We start from the raw sequence: 15,620 nt of genomic DNA, 5'->3' as shown, positions 1-15,620 counted from the left end.
AGTAGTTTTACAGGCAAAGCCGAAACGGATGATAACCACCTACTGAAGTAGGTGGTTTAGGGCTGAAAACAAAAAAGGCTTGGTTTTCACCAAGCCTTTTTCTGTTCAGTCATAGTAATACATCAAAGAATTACTTAGTACCGAAGATCTTATCACCTGCATCGCCTAGACCCGGAACGATGTAGCCTTTGTCATTAAGCTTCTCATCGATTGCCGCAGTGTATAGCTCAACATCTGGGTGTGCTTTTTCTAGCGCTTCAATACCTTCTGGTGCAGCAACAAGTACCAGCACTTTGATTTGGTTACAACCTTTCTCTTTTAGGAGATCGATCGTAGCAATCATAGAACCACCTGTTGCAAGCATTGGGTCAACAACAAGCGCAATACGCTCCTCGATGTTTGAAGCAAGCTTGTTGAAGTAAGGAACTGGCTCAAGCGTTTCTTCATCACGGTAAATACCCACAACACTGATACGTGCGCTTGGCATGTGCTCAAGAACTCCATCCATCATGCCTAGACCTGCACGTAGGATTGGCACTACGGTTACTTTTTTACCTTTAATCTGGTCTACTTCTACCGGACCGTTCCAACCATCAATGGTCACTTTTTCTGTTTCAAAGTCTGACGTTGCTTCGTAAGTAAGTAGGCTACCGACCTCAGTCGCTAACTCACGAAAACGTTTTGTGCTGATGTCACCTTCTCTCATTAGACCAATTTTATGTTTTACTAGAGGGTGCTTTACTTCAACAACTTTCATGTCCATCTCCGGCTATAGTTGGCAATATTTAAACAAACCTTCAGATTATACATGATTTTCACAGGGATATCAGGATAAATCACTAAAGAAAAAAACAGACGCAAACGTTTGCTATCTATGTTTAAGCACTGTTAGAATAGCGCCGTTTTCATATCCAACTTAATACCGAGGACTTCCCTGTGAGTGGTAACAACTCTTCTCTTAGCTATAAAGACGCTGGTGTAGATATTGATGCAGGCAACGCGCTTGTGGATCGTATTAAGGGTGCGGTAAAACGTACTCGTCGCCCTGAAGTTATGGGTGGTATCGGTGGTTTTGGCGCGCTATGCGAATTGCCAACTAAATACAAACAACCTGTACTGGTTTCTGGTACTGATGGCGTTGGCACAAAACTTCGCCTAGCACTGGATATGAACAAGCACGACACGATTGGCATCGACCTAGTGGCAATGTGTGTAAATGATCTTATCGTGCAAGGCGCAGAGCCACTGTTTTTCCTAGATTACTACGCAACAGGCAAACTAGACGTTGATACCGCAGCGGATGTTGTTTCAGGTATCGCAGAAGGGTGTGTTCAAGCAGGTTGTGCCCTAATTGGTGGCGAAACTGCGGAGATGCCTGGCATGTATGAAGGCGAAGACTACGACGTAGCTGGTTTCTGTGTTGGCGTAGTAGAAAAAGAAGACGTGATTGACGGCACGAAAGTCGCTGCTGGTGATGCACTTATCGCTGTTGGCTCAAGCGGCCCACACTCAAACGGTTACTCCCTTATCCGTAAGATCCTAGAAGTATCTGGTGCAGATAAGAGCGAAGAGCTAGCAGGCCGCACTATTGGTGAGCACCTACTGGAACCAACAAAAATTTACATCAAGTCAGCACTTAAGATGATTGAGAAACACGACATCCATGCGATTTCTCATATCACTGGTGGTGGTTTCTGGGAAAACATCCCACGCGTACTGCCTGAAGGCACGAAAGCAGTTATCGATGGTAACAGTTGGGAATGGCCAGTTATCTTCAAGTGGCTACAAGAGAAAGGCAACGTCGACACACACGAAATGTACCGCACATTCAACTGTGGTGTAGGTCTAATCGTCGCACTACCGAAAGACCAGGCAGATGCAGCAGTTGCTCTTCTTAAAGAAGAAGGCGAAAACGCGTGGGTGATTGGTCAAATCGCACAAGCAAACGCGAACGAAGAGCAAGTTGAAATCCAATAATTTGCAAATCGAGCTCAAAAGATAAGAAGAATGAGGACACTAGATGACTAGGTCCTCATTTTGCTATCTAGAACACTAAAAACCATTCTATTAGTAGGTAGTTTAGAAGCTACATAACTCCAACCTACAATACCAAGGCGCTCTCGACATCATGAAAAACCATACCCTAAAAAACATTGTGGTCCTCATCTCGGGTAACGGAAGTAACCTGCAAGCTATCTTGGAAGCTTGCGAAGACAGCATGCCAAACGCACGAGTGGCAGCCGTGTTCTCTAACAAAGCAGATGCTTTTGGTTTAGAACGTGCAAAAAAGTTTGATGTGGACGGTCACTTTGTCGACCCTAAAGCATTCAGATCGCGTGAAAGCTTTGATGCAGAGCTAATGAGTCAAATAGATGAATACCAACCAGACGTGATTATTCTTGCTGGTTACATGCGCATTCTGAGCAGCGCATTTGTTTCTCATTACATGGGTAAGATGATCAATATCCACCCTTCTCTTCTACCAAAATATCCTGGGCTACACACACACCAGAGAGCAATTGATGCTAGCGACAAAGAACATGGTACGAGTGTGCACTTTGTAACGGAAGAGCTTGATGGTGGCCCTGTCATACTGCAAGCAAAAGTTCCTGTGTTCGAAGACGATGATGCTAGTGTACTTGCGGCACGTGTTCAGGCGCAGGAGCACCGAATCTACCCTATGGTGGCTAAGTGGCTGGTAGACGAGCGGTTGATCATGAAGGATGGTAAAGCCTATTTAGATGGCGCAGAGCTTGGCGTACATGGGTACGCCTCAGATGAGTAGCCCTGAATAATAAACTCCAAGCACAAAAGAGCAGCCTGAGGGCTGCTCTTGGTTGTTTTAATACTTATAAACTTGATTCAAAAAAGCCGTAGTGAGACTAGAAACCTAAAACCCAACATTCTAAAAAATCCCATAACCACTTGAGTAACATAACACTCGGAAAGTAGATTCTGAATCTGGTTCGTTCTTCACCGTTCAGACTGACGAGGTGTTTTATGAGAAATTTCTATCAGTTACGTCTTTACAGCAAGCCTTAGCGAGACTAGGACTCTACTACCAGCACTCTAGAAAGTAAGAATGCTCATCCGTATCCGCCCTCGGTTTAAAACGCATAAAAATAAAGCTCGCGATTGAGCGAGCTTTATTTTTATATTCAGAGTAAGAGACCATCACTCTAACGGTTCGGTTGGCGCTTGATTGCCTGGCTTAGCCGCCGCAAACGGCACATTTACCAGTTCAGAGGCATTATTTTTGACTAGTTCACCTAGGTGAAACAAGCCGTATTCGCCAGGTTTCATACGCTGCCAAGCTTCGTTGCCCGTCAAAGGTTGAGTTGCGATCACAGAAACGATGTCGTGTGGCGTTGTTTCTTCTTGGAAGTTAATTTCCACATCTTCATCAAGCAACGCGGCTTTTCCAAACGGTGCGCGTCTTGTGATCCAATACAAATGATTGGTGCAATACGTCATTACATACTCACCATCACTCAGAAGCATGTTAAATACACCCTTCTCTTTTAGCTCATCACAACATTTAGCAACATATAAGAATACCGACTCCATATCCTTTGGTGGCTCAGGATATCGATCTTCCATTTGCTTCAACAACCAGCAAAATGCCAGTTCACTATCTGTCTCACCGACAGGTCTATGTCGACCTGTATGCAAGTCTTGGTAGCCAGAGAGCTGACCGTTATGCGCAAACGTCCAATACCTACCCCACAGCTCACGTGTAAAGGGATGAGTATTTTCTAAATTAACACCACCACGATTCGCCTGTCGGATATGACTAACGACCGCACGACTTTTGATGGGATAATTTTGTACCAACTCTGCTATTTTAGACTCACAACTTGGCTTGGGATCTTTGAAGGTTCGAAAGCCCTTCCCTTCGTAGAAGGTGATCCCCCATCCGTCACGGTGTGGGCCGGTTCGACCTCCACGCTGCATGAGCCCAGTAAAACTGAAACAAATATCCGTTGGAACATTAGCGCTCATACCGAGCAATTCACACATGGCTTAAAAAACTCCCTAACAACACAGCTCGAAACGGTGGCCGTAAAACGGTTATTCCATCTCTTTTTCAATCAACTGGATGATGATATGAATAATCTTAATATGAACTTCCTGAATGCGGTCTGCATAACCAAAGTGTGGCACGCGGATTTCAATATCTGCAAGGCCTGCCATTTTGCCGCCATCTTTGCCTGTTAGCGCAATCGTCTTCATGCCTTTAGCTTGCGCTGCCTCAATCGCTTTCAGGATGTTACCTGAGTTACCTGACGTCGACAGACCAAACAGTACGTCACCTTTTCGACCAACCGCTTCTACATAACGTGAAAACACGAAGTCATAACCAAAGTCATTACTCACACAAGAAAGGTGGCTTGGATCTGAAATAGCAATACCAGCATAGCCAGGACGATTTTCTCGGTAACGGCCTGTTAGCTCTTCGGCAAAGTGCATTGAATCACAGTGAGAACCACCGTTACCACATGACAATACTTTACCATCTTGCTTGAATGAGTCAGCAATCATTTTCGCCGCTGCTTCGATTTGCGCAATGTTATGGTCATCGCTTAAAAATTTGTTGAGCACTTCAGCAGCTTCGTTTAATTCACTTCTAATCAGATCATGGTACATAAGACGTTCTCTTTATTATTTCGGCTTCAGTCAGCTCTAGACTCACTGAGCAAATTGTTCTGATACCAATTTGGTATCGGACATTTCATAAACCTGAACTCGGGTTTGATTACTCTGAGTTTACCCACAAACGAGAATTAGTGTCGATAGTGAACCAACAGATTTAGATTAGTGATGGTAATAAACTTGTCAACTTGCTCATGAAACCATCACTCAAATCTCAACTTTAGAATTTTAACTCTACTTAGATCACTTTTTATCCAATCTTATGTTTTACATTTCCTTAATATTTTGATTACACTTAAACCAACTGGTTAGACCTCTTACCTAACATACAGACGTACAAAACTTATAAAGTCTGAAAAGGAAAATATATATGGACATCTTGCTCTCAATCATCACGATGGCGATCGTGCTAGGCATTACGCTCTACCACCGCATGTCTCTCGTGAAATCTATTAGCTTACTCACCGCGGCCATGCTGGCTCTTACAGTAGCAGGTACTGTCGGCGTTATTGGTTGGGCTATTTACGTTCTCGCCGCAGCTGTGCTCGCGGTTCCTGGCGTACGTCAGTCTTTAATTAGCCGTAAAGCGTTAGTGCTTTTCAAGAAAGTGCTGCCAGCTATGTCTCAAACCGAAAAAGAAGCGTTAGACGCAGGTACCGTCTGGTGGGAAGCCGAACTATTTAAAGGCAAACCAGAGTGGCAAAAGCTACACGCGATTCAAGCACCTAAGTTAAGTGCGGAAGAACAAGCCTTTTTAGACGGCCCCGTGAATGAAGTGTGCGCCATGGTGAGTGATTTCCAAGTGACCCATGAACTCGCGGACTTACCGCCAGAAGTTTGGCAATACCTGAAAGATCATAAGTTCTTCGCCATGATCATTAAGAAAAAGTACGGTGGTCTGGAATTCTCAGCATACGCGCAATCACTAGTACTACAAAAACTAACGGGTGTTTCTGGCGTTCTATCGTCTACCGTTGGTGTTCCTAACTCTTTGGGCCCAGGTGAGCTACTGCAACACTACGGTACTGAAGATCAAAAAAATCATTACTTACCGCGTTTAGCTGAAGGTAAGGAAATCCCTTGTTTCGCCTTAACGAGCCCAGAAGCGGGTTCTGACGCAGGCTCTATTCCAGATTACGGTGTGGTCTGTAAAGGCGAATGGGAAGGAAAAGAAGTACTGGGTATGCGCCTGACTTGGAACAAGCGCTACATCACCCTAGCGCCAGTCGCAACCGTACTAGGCTTAGCATTTAAACTTCGCGACCCTGAAGGTTTGCTAGGCGACAAAGAAGATCTTGGCATCACTTGTGCGCTTATCCCAACTGATGTCAAAGGTGTTGAGATTGGTAACCGACACTTCCCACTCAATGTGCCATTCCAAAATGGTCCAACGCGCGGTAAAGACATCTTTGTTCCTATCGATTTCATTATCGGTGGCGAAAAAATGGCGGGCCAAGGTTGGCGTATGCTGGTTGAGTGTCTGTCGGTTGGACGTGGTATCACACTACCTTCAAACTCAACAGGTGGCATCAAAACTGCGGCAATGGCAACCGGTGCTTACTCACGTATTCGCCGTCAGTTCAAACAGCCGATCGGTCATATGGAAGGAGTTGAAGAACCATTAGCACGCTTGGGTGGTAATGCTTACGTGATGGATGCAGCAAGCAACTTAACCGTTGCGGGTATCGACTTAGGTGAAAAGCCTTCAGTAATCTCAGCTATCGTGAAGTATCACTGTACGCACCGCGGCCAGCAAAGCATCATCGATGCAATGGACATCGTAGGCGGTAAAGGTATCTGTATGGGACCTTCTAACTTCCTAGCTCGTGGTTACCAAGGTGCGCCAATCGCGGTAACGGTTGAGGGTGCTAACATTCTAACACGCTCAATGATCATCTTTGGCCAAGGCGCAATCCGTTGCCATCCGTACGTTCTTGAAGAAATGAACGCGGCGTATTCTGAAGCAAGTAATGCTGTCGAGAAATTTGATAAAGCGCTTGCTGGTCACGTGAGCTTTACAATGAGTAACCTAGTGCGCAGTATCTGGTTTGGTTTGAGCGACGGTCTGGGCTCTTCATCACCAACCAAAGATGCAACCAAGCGTTACTACCAACAATTGAACCGTTACAGTGCAAACCTTGCTCTGCTATCGGATATCTCAATGGCAGTGCTAGGTGGCTCTTTGAAGCGTAAAGAGCGTCTATCAGCGCGTCTTGGTGACATTCTAAGCCAGCTATATTTGAGCTCTGCGACGTTGAAACGCTTTGAGCAAGATGGCCGCCCAGTCGAAGATTTACCATTAGTACACTGGGGTCTACAAGACAGTTTGAAACAAGCTGAAGTGGCAGTAGATGAATTCTTAGCAAACTTCCCGAACAAAGTAATTGGCCGTGCGCTACGCGTATTAATCATGCCATTTGGTCGCGTACGCAAAGCACCAAGCGATAAACTAGACAGTAAAGTGGCACGCATTCTACAAACGCCAAGTGCAACGCGCTCACGCATTGGTCGCGGTCAATACCTTGAACCAACCGAGCACAACGCAGCAGGTAAGATTGAGCTTGCACTATCAGTCATTCTTCAAGCCGAGCCTGTGTTTGACAAAGTATGTAAAGCGCAGGGTAAGCGTCGCCCATTCTTACGTTTGGATATGATTGCTCAGGAAGGGCTAGAGCAAGGCTTTATCACGCAAGAAGAAGCCGATCTACTCAGAGAAGCGGAACAGCATCGTCTAGATACAATCAACGTTGACGATTTTGAGCCGGAACTGCTTGCCGCAAAGCCGCTATACCCTCAGATGGATAGTGTCGCGTAACTCTAGAATCTGAGACCACAAACGGGAGTATCAGCTCCCGTTTTTTATTGCTTCCAGAATCGGATTCATAACACCTCACACTACAAAGCCCCCCTGCGCAATAAAATCCTCGCACTCCAATCTTTTCCCCGATTTCCAGTGATAACTAACTCACAGACGTTCCAACTAAGCGGTGTATACTTTAAGTAACTCACTCACATATATGGTAAATCCGTTGGCTAAAATATTACTCGCACAGTGGTTCCCAGGGCTTGTTCAGCTTAAGCATTATCAAAAAGAATGGTTTGTTAACGACTTTAGAGCCGCCTTTTCTGTTGTCGCGGTTGCACTGCCAGTTGCCATAGCTTATGCACAGTTAACTGGTGTATCCGCAATTGTCGGTCTGTATTCGTGCGTACTGCCAATGTTGGTTTACGCCATGATGGGCACATCTCGACAACTCATTGTCGGACCCGATGCAGCAACCTGTGCAGTGATCGCTGCTGTTGTGACACCACTTGCCGCAGGTGACCCCACAAAACATTGGCAGTTGGTTATGACCATGACAGCGATGACGGGAATTTGGTGTGTACTGGCAAGTCGTTTCAAGCTAGGGGTATTTGCAGATTTCCTTTCTCGTCCGATTCTTTTGGGTCTACTCAACGGTGTTGCTCTCACAATTATCGTTGGTCAGTTTGCGAAAGTAGTCGGTTTGAAATACGAGCAACGTTATTTACTGGAACGTTTATGGGAAGCTCCACAACGATTAACCGATCTTCATTGGCCTACTGTAACTCTGAGTATCGTGACAGTTGTCGTTTATTTGCTCACCAAACGCTACCGACCAACTTGGCCTGCTGCCATGCTGGCGATCCTCGTAACTACTGCGTCAGTTTGGTTTTTCCATTTACAAGAGATGGGCGTATCGGTTGTCGGACTCACTCAAGGTGGCTTCCCTCAGTTTCAAACACCGGAGTTTGAGCTAGGTGAAGTCCGTGAACTAGTGGTCCCGGCGCTCAACCTTGCGATTGTCAGTTTTGTTAGCATGATGCTCACCGCCCGCAGTTTCGCTGCTAAAAACGGTTATGATATTGATGCTAATAAAGAGTTTCAGGCGTTGGGTTTTGCCAACATTGCCTCAGCGTTTTCGCAAGGTTTCGCGATAAGCGGCGCTGACTCACGCACAGCCGTCAATGATGCAAATGGCGGTAAATCTCAATTAGTTTCGATTGTCGCCGCAATCACCATTGCCATTATTGCGGTATTTATTTACGAGCCTTTACAGTTCATCCCTATCGCTTCACTTGGTGTTGTATTGATCATTGCGTCCCTATCGCTGCTCGATCTTAAAGCAATTTGGAAATTAAAATCTCGTGACAAAGATGCATTTTATCTGGCCATCATTACTTTTATTTCTGTGTTGATCGTGGGTGTAATACCGGGGATCACTTTGGCGGTACTGTTAGGGCTGTTTCAATTTTTACGGATTGTCATGCGACCGAGTGATCAGCTACTTGGCTTGGATGAAAAAGGTACCATTCGGACCATCGACGACTCAGGAAAAGCTTCGCCTATTCCTGGAATGGTGATTTACCGCTTTAACTCACCGCTAACTTACTTCAATGCTCCTTACTTTAAACGTAGAGTGTTAGAGCAGGCAGAGCATCACAAAGACGCAAGTTGCGTTGTCATCGACGCCGTATCGAGCTTTACTCACTTGGATCTCAGTGTGATGGCAACACTGGCAGATATTCACAATACTTTGAAAAAGAGAGGTGTACGCTTAATCCTCGCAGGAAGGAAACGACGTCTTCGTCAATGGTGTGAGCTTACTGGTATCAGCACCAGTGAAGGAGGCATCTTACTGCGAGCTGATATGTACCTTGCCATTAAACTTAGTGGCTGTTACATCAGTGCTGTGGGTGAGGGACAAATTCCTACTGTTCAAAAAGAGCCTGATTTAGAGCAGCCACCCAAACCTATTCCAGAAGTGGCTTAAATACAAATTTAATATAGAAAACAGGAAATTAAACTCCTGTTTTCTAGTGCTTATCTTCACAGCTGAATACGTGTTACGCCTTTGGCTTAAACTTTTTTGTCATCCCTTGGCTTTTAGGAGCCACCAGCCTATAACCAAGCTTTTCGTAAAAGACCGGTTCATCAGCAATCATAGAAACGTAAGAGCCTTCAAGTGCAACAGAAGAAAGATAACCGTCGATGTATTCCATGACTTTTCTACCTAAACCGTTGCCTTGATAATCAGAATCAACGGCAACGTCGACAATTTCGAAGTTACACGCCCCGTCACCAACAACCCGACCCATTGCAATGAGCTTTCCTTCATCCCGAACAGATACGCCATATAACGAATTGGGTAGACCAATTTCAGCAGCTTTCAACGATTTGGGTGATAGCCCGGCTTTGATACGCATATCACAGTATTCTTTCGGGCTTGGCACATGCTCTTCATATCTTATTGTCATTATGTACTACTCCTTTGTATCACCTTGGAGCTTACATAACTAAACTGTATAAATAAACAGTTAAACGTTGGAAAGATGTTCCCATTAAGCACACAAAGTATCGGGTCTAGAAAAGAACCCGCCGACAACTCTGACGCCATAATAGATATAAGTTGCTCTGAAGCTAGACATTCCTTTTTCTAAACATGTTTCTCTCAACAACGTATCCGCATGCTTTCGAGCACTTTGAGGCAACACCTCTTCCCTCATGAGTTGGTAAAGAGCATCATGCACTAAAGAAGCTTTCATAATGTTTTTTGTGTCTAACGCTGGCCCACTCGCTCCATCCCATGCATAGCCCTTTTTAATCGTTAACACGCCTTGTTTGGACAAACTAAGAAAAGGGCTGTCATACGCCTGACTCACTGAAATGTGAGTCTCAATCTTTTCTTCAGAATGGAGAGTGTATTTGTACTTCTGACGCTTTTTGTATTTCATCAGAGACCTCGCGTTTACTTATTCTTATTTATCACGCACAGCTGAATATTTATCCAGAAACCCTACAAGATCGGCTCTTGTTATTATGGCGTACTACCTATTACAAAGCCCAAATCAATATGAATAGAACTCCATGCAATCAATAAAGCCAGAACCCCTGACTTTATTGATCAAAATTCAACCAGAAACCCTTATTCTGAAGGAAGTCTACTCAATTTTTTATGGATATCTTCTACAAAATTGGCTTGTTCACTTGGAGAAACCTCTAGAACATAATGAAAAAACGGACTTGTATGCTCAGTAATTTTATACTCTTCACTTAACAGCTTAATTACTTGTTCATGATTAAATCGTGCGGAGACTAAGCCACTCTCGGTTTCTTGAGTTATAACTATATAGTGAGCGGTTGGAAAAACCGTAAACCTTCCTTCGACAGGAAACCAGGGAGCAAAAGAAATAATCTCGTCATCAATTATGTATGCTTGAGGTTTACTGACATAAGTGTAAGGGTACTTTTCATCTAAATAGGGTCTTGCTGTATCAAACAAGCCATCATAATAAGTTGGTATTTCTACTTTTTGGATTTTACTTAAGGGATCGAAAGTGAAGGTATCAAGTGATTTTAAATTATTACTTCCCGAATCTGGATTATTAACACCATTATCAATAGAAGAACAACCTACAATTATCACTGCACAAAAAAAAGCTAAAATTTTATTCATTATTTCTTTTATCTTTAATTGATTGTTTTGAAAGTTAGTCACATTAAAAATGCAACCAATTTAGAAAGTAAAAATGATATATTATTTATATAAAATCCCAAACATATATTTGAATACAGTAAACTTAAATATTCATAATTTATCCATTTTTCTTCTTCCAACTTGGTAACTTGATAAAAAAACGGAGCCGATTGGCTCCGTTTCTCGCTTTATGTGTTACTACTATTTCTTTGGTACTTCTAATTGCATCTCTGGCATGGCATCGCGCTTCGCTTTAATTTTGCGCCAGACTATCCATGCAATGATCACAATCAGCAGCATTATCAAATTACCCACCGCGATAATAATCATGCTGCGCTTACGCTCAGCCTCTCGCTCAGCGATAATTTGCTTTTCCATTTCAATACGGCGCTGTTCGGCTAATTCAGCTTCTTTTGCAATTCGAGCAGCTTCTAGATCAACTTCATCAACAACACTGAAGGTTTGCTCTGGGATAGGAAACACCAACGAGCGCTGGGTTGCAAAATCAGTGGCAAAGATCTCGCCGCGCCATGCGTACTTACCAAGCTCAGCATCGTTATTGAGGTTCAACGTAACTCTCATTCCATCTTTAGAGACCTGTCCTTGGCTGTAACTAATGAAACCATCGGGTGCGTCCTTTTTCACTGTGACTGCTATAGAGCCTGGTGCAATCATACCTTGCTCGCCACTCACCACTAATTGGTGTGGCTTATCGGAATTACGAGCCTGAATAAAAGTACGAGAGATTGGGTTCGGATAAACCAAGATGACTTGTTCTTGCGCTCGTAAGAATACGCCATTGCCAGACGTGATGCGCGCGCGGTACTTACCAGGCTCAACGTCTATCGGGAGCTGAACCGTAAACACACCATCCCCTGCTTTTTCATCCAAGCCGCGGCCGTCATCAGAAAACTCACCCACAACCATCGGCACTGGACGAGCTTCTTTGATCAGCTCATCTTCATTTTCGACAAACTTGGTAAATGTCACGCGCAGATTCACGCGATCAAGGAAGTCGCGCAATACAAGAGGTTTGCCGTCGGAGGTCAGACGAGCTGTAAACTTAAGCGCTTCCCCATTATATAATCGGTTTGGGAACAGATCCGTACTGAGCTTTAGGTGAGAAATTAAGCGGATGTTATTTTTAGGCGTAACTTTCCCCACAGCCTGCCATGGACCTGGCATCGGGTTATCAACGGAAATAATATCGAGTGAGGCTTCTTGATACCAACGTACATTGTCGTAAGAGCCCCAAGCATAGTATTTTTTACCGTCAGGACGGACTAAAACAACTGGCTGAGAACTTTGCTCACGATAAACCAAAAACGTGATCTGCTCGATGGTTGGATCAACTCGAAAGCGATTGTCTAACAAAGACATTGTAGATTCACTCGCAGCACTCGAGAGACTACTCCATATCGCTAAAAACGCGACCAACAAAGCCCTCAACATAGCTTCTCCTATTGATGCCAAATACAGTCGTTCACCAACTCTAATCTTTTTTGGTGAGCTTCTAGTTCATCGGCACTTGCGCGCAAAACCTTTAGCGCTTTTCTTCCTTCAATACGACGAATGGTTTCTACCCCACCCTCTTGTTTATTCGCGTTAAATTCTAGACTCGTTTGACCACCCGTCATAAAGAGGTAAACGTCGGCTAGAATCTCCGCATCGAGCAAAGCTCCGTGGAGTGTACGGTGCGAGTTATCAATACCGTAACGTTCACATAAGATATCAAGGTTGTTTCGCTTACCAGGGAAGATTTTCTTCGCCATAGCAAGGGTATCGGTCACCTTGCAGTAGTCGTCCGTTTTGCCGATGTTAGGATCGAGCATGCCAAACTCGTAATCCATAAAGCCGGTATCGAAGGGCGCGTTGTGGGCAACAAGTTCTGCGCCTTTAATAAACTCAAGAAACTCTTGGTGCACGCTCGCGTATTCCGGTTTATCAACCAAGAATTCATCCGTAATACCGTGAACTTCCACCGCTTCTGGTTGGATTTCACGATCGGGTTTTAAATAAACGTGGAAGTGACGACCAGTCAGCTTACGGTTGATGATCTCCACGGCACCGATTTCAATAATGCGGTGTCCCATGTAGTGAGGACCACCCTCGCGGTTCATACCTGTGGTTTCGGTATCGAGAACGACAATGCGGTTATATTCAGAATTGCTGCTGGTATTCATAAGGTTATGTATGTCAGACTATGCTTTATTAAATGTTTCGGCTAATAGTACCAAAAAATATGACCAAACACGTTGAGATTTTCACTGACGGTTCTTGTTTAGGTAACCCAGGACCAGGTGGTTACGGCATAGTATTGCGTTACAAAGACGTAGAAAAGACACTTTCCAAAGGCTATACGTTAACTACCAACAACCGCATGGAAATGTTGGCGGCTGTCGTCGCGCTGCAGACGCTAAAACAACCTTGCAAAGTCACTTTAACGACTGACAGCCAATATGTGCGCCAAGGTATTACTCAGTGGATCCATAACTGGAAGAAGCGTGGTTGGAAAACAGCGGATAAAAAACCCGTGAAGAATGCCGATTTATGGCAAGCTCTAGACAAAGAAACCGCACGCCATCAAGTTGAATGGCATTGGGTAAAAGGCCACGCGGGCCATCGTGAGAACGAAATGTGTGACGAGCTAGCCCGGACTGCTGCAGAAAACCCAACTGAGGAAGATACAGGTTACCAACCCTCTTAGCGAGATTCTTTCCTCATAGTGTTACCCTCTCGATTCATCACCCCAAGTGGTGTGAGCTTTTTCTTCAAGCGCCAATGCGGTTTGATAGGCTTGAGAGGGTATGTCCGTTTCCGCGCGACTATGTAATACAAACTCCCAGCGGGTGATGCCCAATCACCAAGACTATTTTCCAACCATGTCCACATCGTACGGTAACGTTTCATCGGAAACAGCGCATAACGATCACAATGAATCACTTGATAATTAAGTAACCCTAACCAATCTTTGATGCGGTTCGACGTAAACATTCGTCCACTCCAAGGCAAATTATGTTTACGCCATGGAAGCAAACTCGCTAATCCAGTCAAGCTTAATGGGTTGAATCCAGTAATAATTACATAGCCATCATCCATCATCACTCTATCGACTTCACGCAACAAACGGTGTGGATCGCTTGCATAGTCGAGCTGATGAGCGAGTATCACAACATCAAAGCTTTTTTCCAAAAAGGGTAATTCGTAACCATCCGCAATCACATTATGCAACGGGTTCTGGATATCTACGTTGACTTGGTGTTGAATGTTACAATTACAGCTGGTTAGCTCACAGCTCAACCCGCCCAGTTTGAGCATATGGTAGCCGAAGAGTTTCGGGCACCATTCATCAAGTCGGGTCTGGATTGACTCAAGCACCCACGGACCGTTGTTCATTGCTGACCAAGTCGACGGGTGTGGTATAGTTTTGTTGCTGAGTGCTGGTTTCATTAACCACCTGACTAAAATGGGTGACGGAGAACGAATCGTGTTAGAGATCAAAAGCATACCCGCATTTAATGATAATTACATCTGGCTGATACAAAATAGCGATAAGCGCTGCGCAGTCGTTGATCCGGGCGATGCGAAGCCAGTATTAGAATTTCTGCAGGCTAACGAATTAACTTTAGAAGCGATTTTAATTACGCACCACCACAACGATCACATTGGTGGCGTTCCAGACTTAGTGCGTGCATTTCCTAACGTCGCCGTTGTGGGCCCAAAATCAGAACCAATTCCAACCCTAACGACACCAATGGAAGAAGGCGACAAGCTAGAGTTGTTTGGTGAGATTTTCTTAGTACTTGGGTTACCCGGTCATACTTTGGGCCATATCGGTTACGTTGGGGACGGAAAACTGTTTTGCGGTGATGTGCTCTTTTCTGCTGGCTGCGGTCGTATTTTTGAAGGTACGCCTGAGCAAATGTTTGAATCACTGAGCAAACTAACGTCTCTACCAGAAGAAACTCAAGTCTTCTGCGCACATGAATACACGGCGAGTAACGTGGCGTTTGCTCTAGCGGTTGAACCTGACAATGAGCAACTTCGCCAATATCGCGACGATGTAAACCGACTGCGAGCACTCAACATTCCGACACTTCCAACAACAATACGCAAAGAAAAGTGGATTAATCCGTTCTTGCGAACCTCTAACCCTGACGTGGTTCAATCTGTTGCTAGTCGCATTAAAAATAGCGATCCATGCTCGGTTTTTACTGCTTTACGCGAGTGGAAGAACGAATTTTAACCATTTTCTGCTTGTAAGTTTGCAAGACCCCAGTATTATCAGGGACTGATTTTTCGAGAAGCGCCACTGGCGCTTCTCTTACGTTTGGGGTTGATATAAATCTATTTGAATTTCTCCCCATTGCATAATTAGAAGCTCTTTGCCTCTATAAATTAGTTAGTGTTTAAAAGATGTCTATTATCTTGCGACTGCCACGCACATTACGTTGCGCGACAGGCAGGTGA

General features: G+C 44.5%; 15 protein-coding genes. 6 read left to right on the top strand and 9 right to left on the bottom strand.

The window, feature by feature from the left end; all coding sequences use genetic code 11:
* Positions 1 to 130: 130 nt before the first annotated feature.
* The gene (upp, locus tag R7Q38_RS20735; RefSeq protein WP_005380401.1) at positions 131 to 757 is read right to left on the bottom strand and encodes a uracil phosphoribosyltransferase; all 627 of its coding nucleotides are present in this window, start codon (positions 755 to 757) and stop codon (positions 131 to 133) included.
* A 179-nt stretch (positions 758 to 936) separates the two neighbouring features.
* On the opposite strand from upp, the gene purM reads away from it, so the two are divergent.
* Both purM and purN read left to right on the top strand, forming a co-directional pair.
* Complete coding sequence (purM, locus tag R7Q38_RS20730; RefSeq protein ID WP_053349811.1) at positions 937 to 1,977, top strand: phosphoribosylformylglycinamidine cyclo-ligase; 1,041 nt, start codon at positions 937 to 939, stop codon at positions 1,975 to 1,977.
* 151 nt (positions 1,978 to 2,128) lie between these two features.
* Positions 2,129 to 2,785 carry a phosphoribosylglycinamide formyltransferase gene (gene purN, locus R7Q38_RS20725; RefSeq protein ID WP_053349812.1) on the top strand — a complete coding sequence of 219 codons (657 nt, stop codon included), beginning with the start codon at positions 2,129 to 2,131 and terminating at the stop codon, positions 2,783 to 2,785.
* 389 nt (positions 2,786 to 3,174) lie between these two features.
* Here purN and R7Q38_RS20720 read toward each other — a convergent pair whose 3' ends face one another.
* Together R7Q38_RS20720 and lpcA are read right to left on the bottom strand one after the other, a co-directional pair.
* A complete protein-coding gene (locus R7Q38_RS20720) occupies positions 3,175 to 4,020 on the bottom strand; it encodes a class II glutamine amidotransferase (RefSeq protein WP_005385395.1) in 846 nt (281 codons plus the stop codon).
* 51 nt (positions 4,021 to 4,071) lie between these two features.
* A complete protein-coding gene (lpcA, locus tag R7Q38_RS20715) occupies positions 4,072 to 4,647 on the bottom strand; it encodes a D-sedoheptulose 7-phosphate isomerase (protein ID WP_033905501.1) in 576 nt (191 codons plus the stop codon).
* A 376-nt stretch (positions 4,648 to 5,023) separates the two neighbouring features.
* On the opposite strand from lpcA, the gene fadE reads away from it, so the two are divergent.
* On the top strand, positions 5,024 to 7,468 hold the full coding sequence (gene fadE, locus R7Q38_RS20710; RefSeq protein WP_005385392.1) for an acyl-CoA dehydrogenase FadE: 2,445 nt from the start codon (positions 5,024 to 5,026) through the stop codon (positions 7,466 to 7,468).
* Between the two features lie 202 nt (positions 7,469 to 7,670).
* Positions 7,671 to 9,446 carry a SulP family inorganic anion transporter gene (locus R7Q38_RS20705; protein ID WP_005380390.1) on the top strand — a complete coding sequence of 592 codons (1,776 nt, stop codon included), beginning with the start codon at positions 7,671 to 7,673 and terminating at the stop codon, positions 9,444 to 9,446.
* A 73-nt stretch (positions 9,447 to 9,519) separates the two neighbouring features.
* On the opposite strand, the gene R7Q38_RS20700 is transcribed toward R7Q38_RS20705, so the two are convergent.
* The 5 genes from R7Q38_RS20700 to dnaQ form a co-directional block, all read right to left on the bottom strand.
* Positions 9,520 to 9,930 carry a GNAT family N-acetyltransferase gene (locus R7Q38_RS20700; RefSeq protein WP_005391824.1) on the bottom strand — a complete coding sequence of 137 codons (411 nt, stop codon included), beginning with the start codon at positions 9,928 to 9,930 and terminating at the stop codon, positions 9,520 to 9,522.
* 84 nt (positions 9,931 to 10,014) lie between these two features.
* Positions 10,015 to 10,407 (bottom strand): DUF1353 domain-containing protein, encoded by a 393-nt coding sequence (locus R7Q38_RS20695; RefSeq protein WP_137282304.1) that lies wholly within the window; start codon positions 10,405 to 10,407, stop codon positions 10,015 to 10,017.
* Positions 10,408 to 10,598: 191 nt separating this feature from the next.
* Complete coding sequence (locus tag R7Q38_RS20690) at positions 10,599 to 11,171, bottom strand: hypothetical protein (RefSeq protein ID WP_137282305.1); 573 nt, start codon at positions 11,169 to 11,171, stop codon at positions 10,599 to 10,601.
* A gap of 180 nt (positions 11,172 to 11,351) precedes the next feature.
* On the bottom strand, positions 11,352 to 12,602 hold the full coding sequence (locus R7Q38_RS20685) for a TIGR03503 family protein (RefSeq protein ID WP_031779044.1): 1,251 nt from the start codon (positions 12,600 to 12,602) through the stop codon (positions 11,352 to 11,354).
* Positions 12,603 to 12,610: 8 nt separating this feature from the next.
* Positions 12,611 to 13,333: a DNA polymerase III subunit epsilon gene (dnaQ, locus tag R7Q38_RS20680; protein WP_005380385.1), complete on the bottom strand. Its 723-nt coding sequence runs from the start codon at positions 13,331 to 13,333 to the stop codon at positions 12,611 to 12,613.
* Between the two features lie 59 nt (positions 13,334 to 13,392).
* On the opposite strand from dnaQ, the gene rnhA reads away from it, so the two are divergent.
* Positions 13,393 to 13,857 carry a ribonuclease HI gene (gene rnhA / locus R7Q38_RS20675; RefSeq protein WP_005380384.1) on the top strand — a complete coding sequence of 155 codons (465 nt, stop codon included), beginning with the start codon at positions 13,393 to 13,395 and terminating at the stop codon, positions 13,855 to 13,857.
* Here the strand turns inward: rnhA and R7Q38_RS20670 are convergent.
* Positions 13,854 to 14,600 carry a class I SAM-dependent methyltransferase gene (locus R7Q38_RS20670; RefSeq protein ID WP_017636046.1) on the bottom strand — a complete coding sequence of 249 codons (747 nt, stop codon included), beginning with the start codon at positions 14,598 to 14,600 and terminating at the stop codon, positions 13,854 to 13,856. The genes rnhA and R7Q38_RS20670 overlap by 4 nt on opposite strands.
* A 37-nt stretch (positions 14,601 to 14,637) precedes the next feature.
* Here R7Q38_RS20670 and gloB point away from each other — a divergent pair, with 37 nt between their 5' ends.
* Complete coding sequence (gloB, locus tag R7Q38_RS20665) at positions 14,638 to 15,396, top strand: hydroxyacylglutathione hydrolase (RefSeq protein WP_005380380.1); 759 nt, start codon at positions 14,638 to 14,640, stop codon at positions 15,394 to 15,396.
* The last annotated feature ends 224 nt before the right edge of the window (positions 15,397 to 15,620 follow it).

Origin of the sequence: Vibrio sp. Vb0598 (assembly GCF_033338935.1) — a bacterium.
Lineage (GTDB): Bacteria > Pseudomonadota > Gammaproteobacteria > Enterobacterales > Vibrionaceae > Vibrio > Vibrio alginolyticus.
This window is presented reverse-complemented; position numbering and strand designations above follow the sequence as displayed.